The sequence below is a fragment of the Citrobacter sp. Igbk 17 genome (assembly GCF_028069775.1).
In the GTDB taxonomy this organism is placed as follows: domain Bacteria; phylum Pseudomonadota; class Gammaproteobacteria; order Enterobacterales; family Enterobacteriaceae; genus Citrobacter.
Genome location: NZ_JANEWI010000001.1, coordinates 166,813 through 183,900 on the forward strand (window position 1 = coordinate 166,813; position 17,088 = coordinate 183,900).

Here is a 17,088-nt window from a genome sequence, read left to right on the forward strand (position 1 = left end):
CAGGCTCTTATTACCTGCAGTCAGAAGCGGGTCGAAAAGCGATATCCCGTCCCGCGTACCGTCTGCACCATACGATCGTGTCCGCTATGCTCCAGCGCTTTACGCAACCGGCGAATATGCACATCGACCGTCCGGTCCTCTACATATACGTTGGTTCCCCACACATGATTGAGTAATTGCTCGCGGCTGTAGACACGCTCAGGATGAGTCATAAAGAAATGGAGCAATTTGAATTCGGTAGGCCCCATATCCAGCGGGTCCTCACCGGTCATCACACGGTGCGAGGTAGGGTCAAGACTCAGCCCTTGCATCTCGATAACCTCTTCCACCGCCATGGGGGAAATACGTCGTAAGACGGCTTTAATACGCGCCACCAGCTCCTTCGGAGAGAACGGCTTAGTAATATAGTCATCCGCGCCGGTTTCCAGACCCCGCACACGGTCTTCTTCTTCACCGCGCGCCGTCAGCATCATCACGGGGATATCCCTCGTCATCGCTTCCCGCTTGAGGTGTTTAATAAACTGTAGACCCGAGCCACCGGGAAGCATCCAGTCAAGCAGGACGAGATCCGGCCAGGGTTCATTAAGTTGGTTCACAGCACTGTCATAGTCTTCGGCTTCTACGGGTTGAAAACCGTTTTGCTCGAGCACGAAGCAGACCATTTCACGAATTGGAGCTTCATCTTCTACGACCAGAATACGTCTCGCCATGATTTGCCCTGTTTATAATTAAATCGTTTGCCATCAATACCGTGGCATTATGCGTCACTTTTATGACAGATTTATGAAAAGATAGTCCAGGTTTAACGCAGCCAGGCGAATTATGACAGCCCGGAAACAAGATATTACCGCCCTTGCAAGGTTATAATCTCCGCCATCGTTTTTTGTCATGGAACTCTTATGCGCATCCTCCACACGTCTGACTGGCATCTGGGCCAAAATTTCTACAGCAAGAGCCGCGCCGCTGAACACCAGGCCTTTCTCGACTGGCTGCTGGAAACGGCACAATCCCATCAGGTGGATGCCATTATTGTGGCAGGTGATATTTTTGATACCGGTTCACCGCCAAGCTACGCCCGCGAGCTGTATAACCGTTTTGTTGTCAATCTACAGCAAACGGGCTGTCATCTGGTCGTGCTGGCAGGAAACCATGACTCCGTTGCCACACTCAATGAATCCCGCGATATTCTGGCGTTCCTCAACACCACCGTTGTGGCCAGCGCGGGCCACACGCCGCAAGTGCTCCCTCAACGCGACGGCACGCCGGGCGCGATCCTCTGTCCGGTTCCTTTTTTACGTCCACGTGACATCATTACCAGCCAGGCGGGGCTAACCGGTCACGAAAAACAGCAGCATTTATTAGGTGCAATCACCGACTATTACCAACAGCAATATCAGGACGCCTGCGCGCTGCGTGGCGAGCAGAATCTGCCGATTATTGCGACAGGGCATCTGACCACCGTCGGCGCCAGTAAAAGTGACGCCGTACGTGATATTTATATTGGGACGCTGGATGCTTTTCCGGCACAAAACTTCCCACCAGCGGATTACATCGCGCTGGGACATATTCACCGGGCACAGGTCATCGGCGGTACAGAACATATTCGCTATTGTGGCTCGCCAATTGCACTCAGTTTTGACGAGTGCGGCAAAAGCAAATGTGTCCACCTGGTGAGCTTTGAAAACGGTAAGCTGAGCACCGTTGAAAACCTCATCGTGCCAGTAACCCAACAGCTTGCCGTGTTGAAAGGCGATTTAGCGACGATTAGCGCACAGCTGGAACAATGGCGTGGCACGCATCATGAACCGCCGGTGTGGCTAGATATAGAAATCGCGACCGATGACTATCTGCACGATATGCAGCGCAAAATCCAGGCCCTGACCGAAGACTTACCGGTAGAAGTCTTATTGGTGCGGCGTAGTCGTGAACAACGCGAGCGCATCATGGCCAATGAACGGCGCGAAACGTTGAGTGAATTGAGCGTGACGGAGGTGTTTGACCGCCGTCTGGCACTGGAAGAACTCGACGATCCACAGCGTGAGCGTCTGAATCACCTGTTTAGCAGAACCTTACACACGTTCGCCGGGGAGACCGAAGCATGAAAATTCTCAGCCTGCGTCTAAAAAACCTCAACTCCCTGAAAGGGGAATGGAAAGTTGATTTCACGGCAGAGCCTTTTGCCAGCAACGGGCTATTTGCCATCACCGGTCCAACCGGTGCCGGGAAGACCACCCTGCTGGACGCGATTTGCCTCGCGCTGTACCACGAAACACCACGACTCAATACCGTCTCGCAGTCGCAAAATGACCTGATGACCCGCGACACGGCGGAATGTCTGGCCGAAGTTGAATTCGAAGTCAGAGGCGAAGCCTATCGCGCATTCTGGAGTCAGAACCGCGCGCGCAATCAACCGGAAGGTAACCTGCAGGTTCCGCGTGTCGAACTGGCTCGCTGCGCGGATGGCAAAATTCTCGCCGATAAAGTTAAAGACAAGCTGGAAATGACCGCCGAACTTACTGGTCTGGACTACGGACGCTTTACCCGTTCTATGCTGCTGTCTCAGGGGCAGTTCGCTGCTTTTCTCAATGCAAAACCGAAAGAACGCGCCGAGCTACTGGAAGAACTGACGGGGACCGAGATTTATGGACAAATCTCCGCCATGGTGTTCGAAAAACATAAAGCGGCGCGCACAGAGCTGGAAAAGCTACAGGCGCAGGCCAGCGGTGTAGCCTTGCTCGCCGCAGAGCAGGTGCAGTCCCTGACAGAAAGTTTGCAGGTACTTACTGACGAAGAAAAACAGCATCTTACCCGTCAGCAAATTCAGCAACAGCATCTCAATTGGCTCATCCGACAAAATGAGCTTCAGGCAGAAATAAGCCGCCACCAGCAAGCCTTACAGACCGCAAAAGAGGCGCAAGAAAAAGCGCAACCGCAGTTGGCGACACTTAGCCTGGCACATCCCGCCAGAGCGTTGCGTCCGCACTGGGAGCGAATTCAGGAACAATCCGCCACGCTCAGCCGAACACGACAGAATATTCAGGAAGTGAATGCTCGCTTACAAAGCAGCTTAGCGCTGCGTGGGCGCATCCGTCAGCAGGCACAAAAACAGTCGGCGACCCTGCTCACCGAACAGCAGACGCTAACCGACTGGCTGAACGAACATGACCGTTTCCGCTTATGGAGCAGCGAACTGGCGGGATGGAAAGCGCTATTGGCACAGCAATCTGACGCTAACGAGCAGTTACGTCAGTGGCAAAAACTCCGCGACAGCGATGTGCGCAAGCTGGATGCACTGCCGCTTCCCTCGCTGGCCCTTAGCGCGCAAGAGGTCACGGTAGCGCTGGCGCAGCACTCACAGTTGCGCCCAATACGCCAGCAACTGAGCAATCTGCATGGACAAATTGCGCCGAAACAAAAACAGCTGGTACAGCTACGCACCACAATTCAGCAGCGCCAGCAGGAGCAAGCGCAACGCAACGCGGCCCTGGCCGAAAAACGTCAGCGTTATAAAGATAAAAATCAGCATCTGACTGATGTAAAAACGCTCTGCGAGCAGGAAGCACGGATTAAAGATCTGGAAAGCCAGCGTGCTTTACTGCAATCCGGACAGCCTTGTCCGCTTTGCGGCTCCACCGCGCATCCGGCGATTGAGCGCTATCAAACGCTCGAACTGAGCGTGAATCAGACCCGGCGTGAAGCCCTGGAAAAAGAGGTCAAAACGCTGGCCGATGAGGGGTCAACGCTACGCGGACAGCTCGACGCGATAACCCAACAGCTACAGCGCGATGAACGCGAGGTACAGACGCTTTCTCAGGAGGAGCAAGCACTTACTCAAGAGTGGCAGGCGCTGACTACCCATCTGAACATAACGTTACAACCGCAGGATGATATCGCCCCCTGGCTTGCAGCCCAGGAGGAACACGAACAACAGCTTCACCAGTTGAGCCTGCGTCATGCCCTGCAGGCACAAATTACTGCGCATTCCGAACAGATAATCCAGCTTCAGCAGCATATTGAACAGCGGCAGACGACGCTTCTGGCTGAATTAGCCCGCTACGGTCTGTCACTTCCTGCCGATGACGAGATCACCGCCTGGCTTAACGCACGTGCGGGCGAAGCGCAGGTGTGGCAACGTCGCCAGAATGAGCTGACCGAGCTCCAGGCGAAAATGGCACAGCTTGTACCATTGCTGGAAACATTGCCCGAAACCGGCACAAATGAAGAAACAACAGAAAGCCTGGCGCTGGAAAACTGGCGGCAGGTGCACGATGACTGCCTCTCATTACAGGGCCAGTGGCAGTCGCTGCAACAACAGGAAGCACAGGAAGCTCAACGCGCAGCAGAAATTCAGGCACAGTTTGATAGCGCATTGCAGGCCAGTGTTTTTGACGATCGCGACGCCTTCCTTGCCGCCCTGCTGGATGAAGAAGCATTTAACCATCTTGAGCAGCTTAAGCAGTCGCTGGAAGGCCAGCTACAACAAGCGCAAACGCTGCTTAACCAGGCTCAGCAGGCGCTGGCAACGCATCAGCAGCAACCGCCTGTCGGCGCGGATCTCACACTCACCGTGGACTATCTTCGCGATGCACTGGCACAGCTCACGCAACAACTGCGGGACAACACTACGCGCCAGGGCGAAATTCGCCAGCAGCTCAGGCAGGATGCCGAAAACCGCCAGCAGCAGCAGACCCTGATGCAAGAGATTGAAAAGGCCTCACTGCAGGTCGAAGACTGGGGCTACCTGAATGCGCTGATCGGCTCGAAAGAAGGTGATAAATTCCGCAAATTTGCGCAGGGACTGACGCTGGATAACCTGGTCTGGTTGGCCAACAATCAGCTGACCCGCCTGCACGGTCGCTATCTGTTGCAACGCAAGGCCAGTGAGGCGCTGGAACTCGAAGTGGTGGATACCTGGCAGGCCGATGCCGTGCGTGATACCCGCACGCTCTCCGGCGGCGAAAGCTTCCTCGTGAGCCTGGCGCTGGCGCTGGCGCTGTCCGACCTGGTCAGTCACAAAACACGCATTGACTCTCTGTTCCTCGATGAAGGTTTCGGCACGCTGGACAGCGAAACGCTGGATACCGCCCTCGACGCGCTGGATGCCCTGAACGCCACCGGCAAGACCATTGGCGTCATCAGTCACGTCGAAGCGATGAAAGAACGGATTCCGGTGCAGATCAAGGTTAAAAAAATCAACGGATTAGGTTACAGCAAACTCGATAAGATGTTTGCGGTGGAGTAATCAACCAACGGATGTGGATTCACGGGCCGGATATGCGTAAGCATCATCCGGCATAATACATAGCACGATCGTGAATACACAAAGACGGATATGAAATGGCAATCCCTTTTTCTTATCCGCAAGCTATCCCTTTATTGGCGGCGAGCATTCGACGCTGTGGCGCACATCCTGCGTCTTTATTGTTGGCAGGTAGTATGAAAAAAGTCATTTTCTCTTTAGCTCTCGGGACGTTTGGGCTGGGCATGGCCGAGTTTGGCATTATGGGCGTCTTAACCGAACTGGCGCGTGACGTGGGCATTTCCATTCCCGATGCTGGCCATATGATTTCGTTTTACGCCTTTGGCGTTGTCATCGGCGCCCCCATTATTGCCGTGTTTTCCAATCGTTTTTCGCTCAAGCATATTCTGCTGTTTCTGGTCACGCTGTGTGTGGTCGGTAACGCCATCTTCACCCTCTCTTCCAGCTATTTTATGCTGGCGGTAGGTCGGCTGGTCTCCGGGTTTCCACACGGGGCATTTTTTGGCGTCGGCGCGATTATCCTGTCAAAGCTGGCGCGTCCTGGTAAAGTCACCGCTGCCGTAGCGGGTATGATTTCCGGCATGACCGTCGCCAATCTGATTGGCATTCCCGTTGGCACCTGGCTGAGTCAGACGTTTAGCTGGCGCTACACGTTCCTGCTGATTGCCGTGTTTAACATCGCCGTTATTCTGTCGGTTATGTTTTGGGTACCCAACCTCCGCGACGAAGCAAAAGGCAGGCTACGCGAGCAATTTCACTTTCTGAAAAGTCCCGCACCGTGGCTCATTTTCTCCGCCACCATGTTTGGGAACGCCGGTGTTTTTGCCTGGTTCAGCTACGTAAAACCCTACATGATGTACATCTCTGGTTTCTCCGAAACGCTGATGACTTTCATCATGATGCTGGTTGGGCTGGGGATGGTGTTGGGCAACTTGCTGAGCGGACGACTGTCTGGTCGCTACACGCCGCTACGCATTGCGGTAGTAACCGATTTTGTGATTGTAGTGGCCCTGCTGCTGCTGTTTGCATTCGGCGGCATCAAAGCCGCCTCGCTGACGTTTGCCTTTATTTGCTGTGCAGGGCTATTTGCGCTATCAGCACCGCTGCAAATTTTACTGCTGCAAAACGCAAAGGGCGGTGAACTGCTGGGCGCGGCCGGAGGGCAAATGGCCTTTAATCTGGGTAGCGCTATTGGCGCTTACTTCGGCGGCTTAATGTTGACGCTGGGCTTTGCCTACAACTACGTCACGATCCCTGCGGCGCTACTGTCTTTTTCCGCGATGTCATCACTGCTGATCTATGGTCGTCTGAAGCGCGGTGTGCAACAGGTTGCACCCGCGACGTAAACGTTTATGCCTGCGGCCACAGCCAGGCCGCGCCGCGCACACCACTGGAGTCACCGTGTAACGCCTTGCGCAGAGGCGTTTCACACTCACCGCCAAAAACAAACTGCTTAATCAGTGACGGAACGTTTTGGTACAGCCTGTCGACATTGCTCATTCCCCCGCCCAGCACAATGACATCCGGGTCGAGAATATTCACCACATGCGCTAGCGATTTCGCCAGGCGTAATTCGTACCGACTCAGCGCCTGTTCCGCCAGCGCATCCTGTTCGTTTACCAGACGGATAATGTCACTGCCTGTTAGCGGATTTCCGCTCAGGCGATGATAATCAGTGGCAAAACCCGTCCCTGAGATAAAGGTTTCGATGCAGCCTTGTTTACCGCAATAGCAAGGCACCTCTTGTCGATAGCGCAACTCATCATCATCCATCCACGGCAGTGGATTATGCCCCCACTCGCCCGCCGTGCCATTACCACCGGTATGTACCCGGCCATTGAGCGCCACACCGGAACCACAGCCGGTACCAATTATCACCGCAAACACGGTCTGCGCTCCCGCGGCTGCGCCATCGACCGCTTCAGACACCGCCAGGCAGTTAGCATCGTTTGCCAGGCGGACCTCACGGTTCAGTCGCGTACTCAGGTCTTTGTCAAAGGGTTGTCCATTGAGCCAGGTTGAGTTGGCATTTTTCACCACCCCGGTATAAGGCGAAATTGAACCGGGAATGCCCATCCCCACGGTGCCCGTCTTCCCGGTAGCTTTTTCCGCCATCTCCACCAGCGCGGCGATGGTTTCTATGGTTTGTCGATAATCATCACGCGGCGTCGGCAGGCGATAGCGAAAAAGCTGCTCACCCGCATCGCCAAGCGCGATAACTTCCGTTTTCGTACCGCCTAAATCGATACCTATACGCACGGTTTACTCCTCTTCCCGATTAACAATGCAAGCATAGCGACAATTCGCTATCATGCCCGCTGGATTTAACGACAAGGCCGTGGAAATTATCATGCTGTGGTTCAAAAATTTAATGGTTTACCGTCTTAGCCGCGATGTTTCTTTGCGTGCCGAAGAGATGGAAAAACAGCTGGCATCAATGACGTTCACCCCTTGCGGTAGCCAGGATATGGCAAAAATGGGCTGGGTGCCGCCGATGGGATCGCACAGCGATGCATTAACGCATACCGCCAATGGCCAAATTATTATCTGCGCCCGCAAAGAAGAAAAAATTCTGCCGTCGCCGGTTATTAAACAGGCGCTGGAAGCAAAAATAGCCAAACTGGAAGCTGAGCAGGGTCGCAAGCTCAAAAAGACCGAAAAAGACTCGCTGAAAGATGAAGTGTTGCACTCATTGCTGCCGCGCGCCTTTAGCCGCTTCAGCCAGACAATGATGTGGATCGACACCGTCAATGACCTGATCATTGTCGACTGTGCCAGCGCAAAGAAAGCAGAGGACACGCTGGCACTGCTGCGTAAAAGCCTCGGTTCACTGCCGGTTGTCCCGTTGACGATGGAAAACCCAATCGAACTGACGCTGACCGAATGGGTCCGTTCCGGCACGACGGCGCAAGGTTTCCAGTTACTGGATGAAGCCGAACTGAAAGCGATGCTGGAAGATGGTGGCGTGATCCGTGCGAAGAAACAGGATCTGGTTTGCGATGAAATTGCCGTACACATCGAAGCAGGCAAACTGGTCACCAAGCTGGCGCTCGACTGGCAGCAGCGTATTCAGTTTGTCATGTGCGACGACGGTTCCATTAAGCGTCTGAAGTTCAGCGATGAACTGCGCGATCAAAATGAAGACATCGACCGTGAAGACTATGCTCAACGTTTTGATGCCGATTTCATCCTGATGACGGGTGAACTGGCCGCGTTGATTAAAAGCCTGGTGGAAGGATTAGGCGGCGAAGCACAGCGCTAAGTGACGTCGTATTGCCTGAGGTCACCCCTTACGACTTATCTGGCCTACAATAGGCGTAGGCCAGATAAGTGAGTACTATCAGGCACTAAACAATTACAAATAGCGGCAAAGATAGGATGTTGGCTCTGCCACTTGCAGATGAAATTCGCTGTTGCCCGGTACGTTAAACACGTCCCCTGCGGCATACACTTTCCACTCTGTTTCCCCCGGCAGTAACACATTTAACGCACCGCTTACCACCGTCATCTCTTCAGGTGCCGCCGTACCAAAGGTGTATTCACCTTCCGCCATAACGCCAACGCTGGCGCGGCCAGTACTGCTGCTGGTAAAACCAATCGATTTTACTTTGCCGGAAAAGTATTCATTACTTTGAAGCATACAACTGGCCCTATCTCGTGATTAAGTTGATAACCAATATAGGGGCCTGACGTTGTAGCTGTCACGCAAAATTAAGCGAGCAACTCGGATGCCAGTCGGGCAATCAGTACGTTAGACAGAAGAACCGGGACATCCAGCGACTTTTGCAGTAAATCACGATGGCGTTGGTTAAAACCCAAACAATCCAGCATGATCACATCCGCGCCTTGCTCAAGCAGATCTTTTCCGGCATCAATCAGCTGTTGTTCAGAACCGTGAATCGGGTTTGCCACGGCATAGACGGGGGGCGTCTGTAGCACCTGCCATTTTTGTTCCTGGGCATGGAGCAATTCGGCGACCGGCACAATCACCCCAACCTGATGCCCTTCCACAATGGAGGCCACCAGGGGAGGAATAATTCGTAAAGGCTCCAGCAGGATACTATTGCGGGCCGTCAGGCGGGAAATTGAGGCCGTGCTCATCAGCAAAATAACGTCAAACCCCTGGTTATCCAGCACTTCAACAATACTTTGCAAATCGCGCTCGACTTTCTGGCGCGAGACATGAGCCAGTTGATGGTCGCTCAGCAGCGTCAATAACGACTCGTCGCCGGGCGATACTGCATACTCAGCCATCACATCTTCTCGCCGCATCTGTCCCAGCAGGCTGTGGTGAGTAATGTGTTGTTCATCGATATATTCCGTCAGGAGCGGTAACACCTCACAGATCGGCACAACACCAATCGTGAGGATAGCCAACGACGTACTCATTTGTTGCTCCACCGTCTTCTTACTTTGCCGTGAATTTCCGGACAAATGCCGGGTGCTGACCTGCGCTACAAATGCTCAAAAGCGTAGCAGCAGATCGGCGATGCATAGTGTAAAGATTCCAAATCATTCCAGTACTATATTGTTATCGCTTAATTTTCACTTTCCGCGGTATACCGGGAGGTTCGAAAATTGTGATACAGGCACGCTCTGGCAGAGGACAGATAATTTGTCTGCGCGCCTGGGATAGCGTGGAAAGGTCGGTCTATATCGGGCAGCCCTTAACAATAAGCTCCGCCCTGTAGCCGTGACCGGGCTTGCGACAGTATCGCAAGAATATCGGCCACAACCTGCGAAGGTTCATTCGTCGCATCAACAATATAATGCGCCGCTTCACGATACAGCGCATCGCGCTGCTCAAGAACTTCCTGCACTTCTTCGGTTAATGGCTTGCCGGTTAACGTCGGGCGCAATCCTTCCTCAGGCGCCACTTCCAGGCGGTTTACCAGTACCGATACCGGTGCGTTTAAATAGATGACCATGCCGTGACTACGCATGTAGTGACGATTATATTCAGTAAGAATAATACCGCCGCCAGTCGCCACGACGGTTGAGGGGGCCGTAACGGCCTGCAAGGCGGTCGTTTCCTGGGCACGAAAACCTTCCCATCCTTCTCTTTCAACAATTTCAGCCACGGTCATCTGCACGTGTGATTGCAACCAGCGATCGGTATCAACGAACTGAAAGTCGATGGCTTTCGCCAGCGCCATACCGGTTGTCGTTTTACCACACCCCCGGGGGCCAACAAGATAAAGCGGTTGTGTCATCACAGAAGTTCCCCAGAGAACCGCAGATAAGCGGGATCTGATGCTGTTAAAGTTATAATCATACCATCAAACTAGTACATCGCCAAAGTGTAAAGAATAAATTCCAATAAGGCGATAAAATCGATTAAACCCTACTATAACAAGAATTCACAACGAAGAAAGTGTAAAAAATAAATTACAGTTGTTATTTTCTACGTTGAACTTCCAGCCACCACTTGTCCAGTTCAGCCGCAAAATGTTGCCTGTCACGCGGCGAAAGGCTGTCAGGCCCTCCGGTCTGGATCCCGCTGGCGCGCAGCGTATCCATAAAATCACGCATCGTCAGGCGTTCACGAATCGTCGCCTCGGTATAGCGTTCACCGCGTGGGTTGAGTGCCGCAGCGCCTTTTTCAATGACTTCAGAGGCCAGCGGAATATCCGCCGTGACAACCAAGTCTCCCGCGCTGCACTGGCGCACAATTTCGTTATCGGCGACATCAAACCCGGCCGGAACACGTAAGGTGCGGATAAAACGCGAAGGCGGAACGCGCAAACTCTGATTGGCGACCAAAATGAGCGGCATCTGCATTCGCTCGGAAGCCCGATATAAAATGTCTTTAATCACATTCGGACACGCATCCGCATCCACCCAAATCGTCATAACACCTCCAGACACATGTGCAATTGCACATTGTCTCGTGCTTTTACTTTCAGGCAAAGCGCTGTTTCTCCTTCTGAACGCCTTCATTCCGCGCTAAGCTTAGCTTTCCCAGATTTACCCTAAATAATTCAAGTGAATTGAAGAATAACGGGTATAAAACAATGAATATCACGCATAGGGAGTGACAAGATGGACAAGAAAATTGGTTTTATCGGCTGCGGTAATATGGGTAAAGCGATTCTTGGCGGCCTGATCGCCAGCGGCCAGGTACTCCCCGGACAAATCTGGGTCTATACCCCCTCTCCCGATAAAGTCGCAGCACTGCACGATCAGTACGGCATAAATGCGGCGCAGTCTGCGCAAGAAGTCGCGCAAATCGCAGATATTGTCTTTGGCGCCGTGAAGCCAGGTATCATGATTAAGGTGCTGAGTGAAATCACCTCCAGCCTGAACAAAGATTCTCTGGTGGTATCCATCGCGGCGGGCGTCACCCTCGATCAGCTCGCCCGCGCACTGGGTCATGACCGTAAAATTATCCGCGCAATGCCTAACACGCCGTCACTGGTCAATGCAGGAATGACGTCCGTCACCCCAAATGCGCTGGTAACACCGGAAGATACTGCTGATGTGTTGAATATTTTCCGCTGCTTTGGCGAAGCCGAAGTCATCGCAGAATCGATGATTCACCCGGTCGTTGGCGTCAGCGGTTCAGCCCCGGCATATGTGTTTATGTTTATCGAAGCCATGGCGGATGCCGCCGTTCAGGGCGGCATGCCACGCGCACAAGCCTATAAATTCGCGGCACAGGCGGTCATGGGCTCGGCGAAGATGGTACTGGAAACGGGTAAACATCCCGGAGAACTGAAAGATATGGTGTGCTCGCCTGGCGGGACCACCATTGAGGCAGTGCGCGTCCTCGAAGAACGCGGCTTCCGTTCGTCAGTCATCGAAGCGATGGTTAAGTGCATGGAACAATCAGAGAAACTCAGCAAATCCTGAGTGCAAGTCGGACGTCAGGCCGCCGCTTCAGTACGGTTACGTCCGGCATTCTTTGCTTTGTAAAGCGCCATATCCGCTGACTTCAACCATTCCCGATAGTGCTCTGTTTCAGAAGTCAGCGGAGCAACACCGACGCTAATCCGCAGGGCTACTTGCGGAGCACAGGACAAGCGTAACTGGCTAAGTCTTTCATGGACGCGCGACATCGCCGCGATTGCGCTGGCTGCAGGTGTACCGCACATAATTACCGCAAACTCATCACCACCAAAACGCCCAATCACATCACTGCCGCGCAGCGTCATTTGCAACTGACGCGTCAGCGCAACAATCGCCTGATCCCCAACGTCATGACCCCAGGTATCATTGATGCTCTTAAAATGGTCGATATCGATAATAAGCAGCGTGGCATCACGTTGCTGACGACGGCAATTATCAAATTCATTGCGCAGCAGTAGCTCCCAATGGCGCCGGTTATAAACTCCGGTCATTCCATCCCGCGTACTCATTACCTGCAGGCGGCGTTTATGCTCCGCCAATTTGATCACCGTCTGGTAGCTAACCCAGGCAAACAGTAGCGGATAAATCACCAGTACCGGCAGCGACAACAGCACGCTCAGTTGCGTACTGCTAAACACGACCGGAATATCCGTTAACTGTAGCGTCACCAGGCATGAAACCACCATCAACACGACGCCAGCGATGAATAATCGCACCCCACCTGCGCCCATCAGGTTGATGCAGATAATCATCAACAGCGCCGTGGATGGCAGCAGGTTTACCCCCATGATCCCCATCCACATGCCAGCGAGGATCGCATCGGCTTTAATATTCGTAAATTCACTGTACAGCGGATCTTCCGCTTTGCTCGCCAACTGCCACGCCAGGTGTGGCCAGACAAACGCCCATCCCACCAGTAATAGCCACCAACCTCCGGTTATGGGTTGCGAGACTAATACCGACGCGATGGGGAAAAACATTCCCCCTAGCCCGACTGCGCGAGGCAGTCTTATCCGTCGGGCAAATCGCAGACCGGAACGTTGGTGGTCGTTTTGATGAAGCGATATAAATGCTTCATTCGGTACGGCCTTCTTTTGATAAAAGTTTTCATCATTCATCGTATTTGGGAATATTCTGAAACAAATTTCCCAAATTATAGAAAGGGGTCTGACGGCGGAAGTATGATATTTCGGGTGAGCGATTTTATCCGCTCACCCGTATGTATTACGCAGCTTTTTTCAGGCAAGCGCTCATAAATTTTTTACGATCGTCGCCTTTCAGCGACTGCTCTGTTGCCTGAACGTTGCATTCACGCATTTTCTGCTGCTGCGGCGTCAGACTCTTTTCATCAGGCGCAGACTTACTGTTTTTCAGGCAATCACTCATATATGTCTTCCGGGCATCCCCTTTTAAGGTCTGCGCCGTCGCCTGCTGGTTGCAGGTGGTCATACGCTGTTGTTGCGGGGTTAACGTCTTCTCGGCAGCGCCGACGGTAGTTAAGAAAACCAGGCCAAATAATAGGGTAACGAGCAATGTTATTTTCATAGCACCATCCTGTTGTGAGTATTCACTCTACACGTCACCTTTCAAGCGACCTCGATGTTGGCTGCTTGAAGGATGACGTGTAGTAAGTCTGGTTGCTGACGCAGAAATAGCCACCTCATTTTTAAAATTAAGTGACCAAATAGCAGGTTACTTCAGCCCTAACGCCGCTTTCATGGTGTAAAACAGGTCGGTCTGGTCGGTCAGGCCAACCACATTCGCCGCATGCGGGCCATAGGCAGCAATACGCAGTTGGCTGCCAGTATGCTCCTGTGATTCCTCTTCCGAGTTACCATAGCTGATAACCATCACCGCGCCATCTTTGGTATTCAGCGCCTGAGTCAGGCCTGGGGCTTTGGTGTCTGGCGCAACAATCTGGCTGGCATGCGCGTGGTCAGCGGTCACGACGACCAGCGTGTTGCCGTCTTTCTTCGCGAAGGCCAGCGCACGTTGTACGGCTTCATCCAGATCGACCGTTTCACCAATCTGGCCGCACGGGTTTGCGGCGTGATCCTGCTTATCGATGGACGCGCCTTCTACCTGCAGGAAAAAGCCTTTTTCATTCTTGCTTAATAACTCAATCGCTTTATCCGTCATCTGGGCAAGCGTTGGCACCGTGTCGTTGCGTTTTGGATTTGGCGTACAGGTCACGACTGGCTTATCAAGGTTACCGTGGTAAGACGCTTTTGGCCCTTCCCAACGTACCGGCATGTTGCCGTCAGAGAACAAGCCTAACAGCGGTTTATCCTGATTCGCTTCGGTAATGGCTGCCAGCGTCGCGGTATCACTGACCATCTGATAACCACGAGCTTGAGCCTGCTCACGCAGCGTTTTACCCTGCCACTCGCCCGCTGCAGCGTTCTCAGCAAAGGTTTTTGCCCCGCCGCCCAGCGTAACATCAGCACGGGCATTCAATAATTGCTCGGTGATTGACCCTTTACCGCCTTTTTCCAGCGCATTCGTCGGGCATTTCTCAGCGGTGACGCTCGGACCGTAACATTTACGCGACGTCACATGCGCAACCAGCGCGGCGGGGGTGGCATCCTGCAATTCAGCAGTGGATACGTTGCCTGTCGCCAGACCGGCAATTTTGGCCATTTCCAGAATAGTGGCGTGATCTTTTTCGTGAATATCAACGCCCAGCGCACCATTATATGTTTTAACCCCGGTCGTCCATGCCGTCGCAGAAGCTGCAGAATCGGTCACATAGTCAGGTTTACCCGTTTTTTTATCCAACGCGTAGTGCGTGTATTGTCCGGTCAGGGGTAACGCATCAATACCTTTAAAAAAACCACCCGCGCCTTCAGCATAATTTCGCGCAGCGGTAATTTCCGAGTCCCCCATACCATCGCCGATCAATAAAATAATATTTTTGGCTGGTTTATCGCTCAGAGAATCTCGTAGTGCTGCCGTTTGATCAGTCGTTAATCGACGTGCGCCACCCGGAGTGGTGATATCTCCCTGTGCGGCACGATTATCCATAACCACTACGGTAGATGTTTCTGCATAAATAACCGGGGTAAACAGCAAGGGTAACAGGGCAATAGCGAGTGCGCTTTGTTTCACTTTATTTTCTCCATGTACAAATACGGTAAAATTAAAACAAAGCGACTATAAGTATTTGATGTGACACTTTTATGATAATTCGTGGACAAGTATCTGCAGATATCTCAACACGTTTTGGGTAAGTTCTCGCCAGCACTTTGCATCGTCGTTAGAAATGCGGGCATTTGACTTACCCCTGCCAGCGCACCTTCTATTTGACGAATCAGTGTTTGCTGCTCATTTGCTGCCATGTTGCGCAGCATTTCCATGATGACCCGTTCTAACGTTGCGACTTGCGCGGCCAGGTCTTGCGACTCTTCTTCTTTTTGGGCGAGCTTAAGTAACAACTCAGTGATGAGATTTTTCATTTTCGTATTCCCTTAACCAAATAAAGGCCACGTTATCACTAAGACTCACAACTTCCTAGAGGATGAAAGTTGTATTTATTGCAGAAATAAAGCGTTTTGCGAAAACAATCACAACACAAAATAAGGGGGAATGACGCTTTCTGCAGAATAATTCAATATAAAAGGGTAAGGAGATTAATAGTCACCCGGATATATAATCTTCAATTATGGATTAACAACGCGGGCAACCCGCGTTGTTAATCCGCCATTCAGCGAGCGAGACGCCGGCGTCGCAACGCGATAGCCAGTTGCCAGATATTAATAAGCACAATGCTCGCGGTGGCGATAAAGACCCAGCGGAAACCCGCCATTGCCGATACGGTTGCACCCATCAAGGGTCCAGCGACGTTTCCAAGGTACATAAACGACTGGTTATACCCAAAGATGCGCCCGGTAATCTGCTCGCTGGAGTATTTCACTAAGAGCGTTTGCACCGCAGGCAGCATTGCACCATCGGCAAAGCCGAGCAGAAAACGTAATATCCCTAATTGCAACGGAGTGGTAACCCATGACATGGCGAAAAACAGCACCACGGCGAAGATAAGCGTTGCCATTAGAATCCGTTCAGTACCAATTCTGTCCCCCAGTTTTCCAAGACGTGGTGCTGAAATCAAAGCGGATATGCCAGGAACAGAGGCAATCAACCCGCTGAGAAAAGCGATATTTGAGCTATCTGGCACCATCGATTTGATAAACAGCGCCAAAATGGGGCCAATAGAGCCGTTACACAGTTGAATCACCATGGTGGTAAAAAACAGGCTAATGACCAGCGCGGGATACGGTAACGAAGCAAAAACAGCTTTTCCGCTTAAACGCTCGCTTTTTTTAATCGCCGGACGGACACCCTCTTTAATTAAGAACAGTGTGACCAAAAAACTCACCACCAACAGCGCGGCGGTAATGCAAAATACCGCACGTAAGCCAACATGGTCAGCAATAAAACCGCCCATCAGCGGCCCGCCAATCACCCCACTAATTTGCGCCGTGGAGAGCGTGCTCAACGCCCAGCCACTACGCTCGCGCGGGACTTGCGACGCCACCAACGCCATCGCATTAGGAATATATCCCGACGTTAACCCCATCACTCCTCGCAGCAGAAAAAGCTGCCAGACGTTCGTTGCAAATGCCTGCAGCAAAATGGCAATGGCCATGCCCAGCGAGGCCCGTAACAGCATCAGCTTACGCCCTTTACGGTCAGCCAAACTGCCCCACATCGGTGAAACAATGGCAGAAATAAGGAACGTGACGCTAAACGTTAACCCGGACCACATTGAGAGCGCTTCGTGCGAGGTGACTCCCAGTTGGGAGATATAGAGCGGTAGAAAAGGCAGGATTTGGCTGATCGCCAGTCCGGTGAAAAAGCAACCGAACCACACGGAAATAAGGTTAACTCTCCAGGATTCCATAAGGACTCATAACGGTAAGTAGCTGAAAACTGCGAGCAGCTTAACAAATTACGCCTGCAAACGAGGGTCCAGAGGTGCG

The 17,088-nt window shown here is 52.5% G+C and carries 16 protein-coding genes; 5 read left to right on the forward strand and 11 right to left on the reverse strand.

Annotation, left to right across the window (positions count from 1 at the left end; genetic code table 11):
• Positions 1-20: 20 nt before the first annotated feature.
• Positions 21-710, reverse strand: coding sequence for a phosphate response regulator transcription factor PhoB (phoB, locus tag NNO08_RS00770; protein ID WP_003021496.1), 690 nt, complete (start codon positions 708-710; stop codon positions 21-23).
• Between the two features lie 189 nt (positions 711-899).
• Between phoB and sbcD the strand changes: the two genes are divergently transcribed.
• The 3 genes from sbcD (at position 900) to araJ (ending at position 6,606) form a co-directional block, all read left to right on the forward strand.
• Positions 900-2,102 carry an exonuclease subunit SbcD gene (gene sbcD, locus NNO08_RS00775; protein WP_271455967.1) on the forward strand — a complete coding sequence of 401 codons (1,203 nt, stop codon included), beginning with the start codon at positions 900-902 and terminating at the stop codon, positions 2,100-2,102.
• Positions 2,099-5,242, forward strand: coding sequence for an exonuclease subunit SbcC (gene sbcC, locus NNO08_RS00780; RefSeq protein ID WP_271455968.1), 3,144 nt, complete (start codon positions 2,099-2,101; stop codon positions 5,240-5,242). Before sbcD ends, sbcC begins: the two co-directional genes overlap by 4 nt.
• Positions 5,243-5,436: 194 nt before the next feature.
• Positions 5,437-6,606 (forward strand): MFS transporter AraJ, encoded by a 1,170-nt coding sequence (gene araJ / locus NNO08_RS00785; protein WP_137384707.1) that lies wholly within the window; start codon positions 5,437-5,439, stop codon positions 6,604-6,606.
• A 4-nt stretch (positions 6,607-6,610) separates the two neighbouring features.
• Here the strand turns inward: araJ and mak are convergent, their stop codons facing one another.
• Positions 6,611-7,519: a fructokinase gene (gene mak, locus NNO08_RS00790; protein ID WP_271455969.1), complete on the reverse strand. Its 909-nt coding sequence runs from the start codon at positions 7,517-7,519 to the stop codon at positions 6,611-6,613.
• 91 nt (positions 7,520-7,610) lie between these two features.
• Here mak and rdgC point away from each other — a divergent pair, with 91 nt between their 5' ends.
• Positions 7,611-8,522, forward strand: a complete 912-nt coding sequence (gene rdgC, locus NNO08_RS00795; protein ID WP_137384658.1) for a recombination-associated protein RdgC — start codon at positions 7,611-7,613, stop codon at positions 8,520-8,522.
• Positions 8,523-8,615: 93 nt separating this feature from the next.
• Here the strand turns inward: rdgC and ppnP are convergent, their stop codons facing one another.
• The 4 genes from ppnP to NNO08_RS00815 form a co-directional block, all read right to left on the reverse strand.
• Complete coding sequence (gene ppnP / locus NNO08_RS00800) at positions 8,616-8,900, reverse strand: pyrimidine/purine nucleoside phosphorylase (RefSeq protein WP_003021477.1); 285 nt, start codon at positions 8,898-8,900, stop codon at positions 8,616-8,618.
• Positions 8,901-8,971: 71 nt separating this feature from the next.
• Positions 8,972-9,649: an AroM family protein gene (locus tag NNO08_RS00805; protein WP_271455970.1), complete on the reverse strand. Its 678-nt coding sequence runs from the start codon at positions 9,647-9,649 to the stop codon at positions 8,972-8,974.
• A gap of 278 nt (positions 9,650-9,927) precedes the next feature.
• Positions 9,928-10,473: a shikimate kinase AroL gene (aroL, locus tag NNO08_RS00810; RefSeq protein WP_137384660.1), complete on the reverse strand. Its 546-nt coding sequence runs from the start codon at positions 10,471-10,473 to the stop codon at positions 9,928-9,930.
• A gap of 184 nt (positions 10,474-10,657) precedes the next feature.
• Positions 10,658-11,113, reverse strand: a complete 456-nt coding sequence (locus tag NNO08_RS00815) for a YaiI/YqxD family protein (protein WP_101741820.1) — start codon at positions 11,111-11,113, stop codon at positions 10,658-10,660.
• A gap of 189 nt (positions 11,114-11,302) precedes the next feature.
• On the opposite strand from NNO08_RS00815, the gene proC reads away from it, so the two are divergent.
• Positions 11,303-12,112 carry a pyrroline-5-carboxylate reductase gene (gene proC, locus NNO08_RS00820; protein WP_048212460.1) on the forward strand — a complete coding sequence of 270 codons (810 nt, stop codon included), beginning with the start codon at positions 11,303-11,305 and terminating at the stop codon, positions 12,110-12,112.
• Positions 12,113-12,126: 14 nt separating this feature from the next.
• Here proC and adrA read toward each other — a convergent pair whose 3' ends face one another.
• From adrA to NNO08_RS00845, 5 genes are all read right to left on the reverse strand, one after another.
• Positions 12,127-13,242: a diguanylate cyclase AdrA gene (gene adrA / locus NNO08_RS00825; protein WP_271441123.1), complete on the reverse strand. Its 1,116-nt coding sequence runs from the start codon at positions 13,240-13,242 to the stop codon at positions 12,127-12,129.
• 91 nt (positions 13,243-13,333) lie between these two features.
• Complete coding sequence (gene psiF / locus NNO08_RS00830; protein WP_048212462.1) at positions 13,334-13,654, reverse strand: phosphate starvation-inducible protein PsiF; 321 nt, start codon at positions 13,652-13,654, stop codon at positions 13,334-13,336.
• 147 nt (positions 13,655-13,801) lie between these two features.
• Positions 13,802-15,217 (reverse strand): alkaline phosphatase, encoded by a 1,416-nt coding sequence (phoA, locus tag NNO08_RS00835; protein ID WP_271455971.1) that lies wholly within the window; start codon positions 15,215-15,217, stop codon positions 13,802-13,804.
• 104 nt (positions 15,218-15,321) lie between these two features.
• Entirely contained in the window at positions 15,322-15,564 is a 243-nt protein-coding gene (locus NNO08_RS00840) for a sigma-S stabilization anti-adapter protein IraP (RefSeq protein WP_271441109.1), read from the reverse strand.
• 248 nt (positions 15,565-15,812) lie between these two features.
• Complete coding sequence (locus tag NNO08_RS00845; RefSeq protein ID WP_202039330.1) at positions 15,813-17,009, reverse strand: multidrug efflux MFS transporter; 1,197 nt, start codon at positions 17,007-17,009, stop codon at positions 15,813-15,815.
• Between the last annotated feature and the right edge of the window lie 79 nt (positions 17,010-17,088).

Coding starts and splice junctions, on each gene's coding strand:
- phoB (WP_003021496.1), bottom strand. CDS start 710: ATGGCGAGACGTATTCTGGTCGTAGAAGATGAAGCTCCAATTCGTGAA.
- sbcD (WP_271455967.1), top strand. CDS start 900: ATGCGCATCCTCCACACGTCTGACTGGCATCTGGGCCAAAATTTCTAC.
- sbcC (WP_271455968.1), top strand. CDS start 2,099: ATGAAAATTCTCAGCCTGCGTCTAAAAAACCTCAACTCCCTGAAAGGG.
- araJ (WP_137384707.1), top strand. CDS start 5,437: ATGAAAAAAGTCATTTTCTCTTTAGCTCTCGGGACGTTTGGGCTGGGC.
- rdgC (WP_137384658.1), top strand. CDS start 7,611: ATGCTGTGGTTCAAAAATTTAATGGTTTACCGTCTTAGCCGCGATGTT.
- ppnP (WP_003021477.1), bottom strand. CDS start 8,900: ATGCTTCAAAGTAATGAATACTTTTCCGGCAAAGTAAAATCGATTGGT.
- NNO08_RS00805 (WP_271455970.1), bottom strand. CDS start 9,649: ATGAGTACGTCGTTGGCTATCCTCACGATTGGTGTTGTGCCGATCTGT.
- aroL (WP_137384660.1), bottom strand. CDS start 10,473: ATGACACAACCGCTTTATCTTGTTGGCCCCCGGGGGTGTGGTAAAACG.
- NNO08_RS00815 (WP_101741820.1), bottom strand. CDS start 11,113: ATGACGATTTGGGTGGATGCGGATGCGTGTCCGAATGTGATTAAAGAC.
- proC (WP_048212460.1), top strand. CDS start 11,303: ATGGACAAGAAAATTGGTTTTATCGGCTGCGGTAATATGGGTAAAGCG.
- psiF (WP_048212462.1), bottom strand. CDS start 13,654: ATGAAAATAACATTGCTCGTTACCCTATTATTTGGCCTGGTTTTCTTA.
- NNO08_RS00840 (WP_271441109.1), bottom strand. CDS start 15,564: ATGAAAAATCTCATCACTGAGTTGTTACTTAAGCTCGCCCAAAAAGAA.
- NNO08_RS00845 (WP_202039330.1), bottom strand. CDS start 17,009: ATGGAATCCTGGAGAGTTAACCTTATTTCCGTGTGGTTCGGTTGCTTT.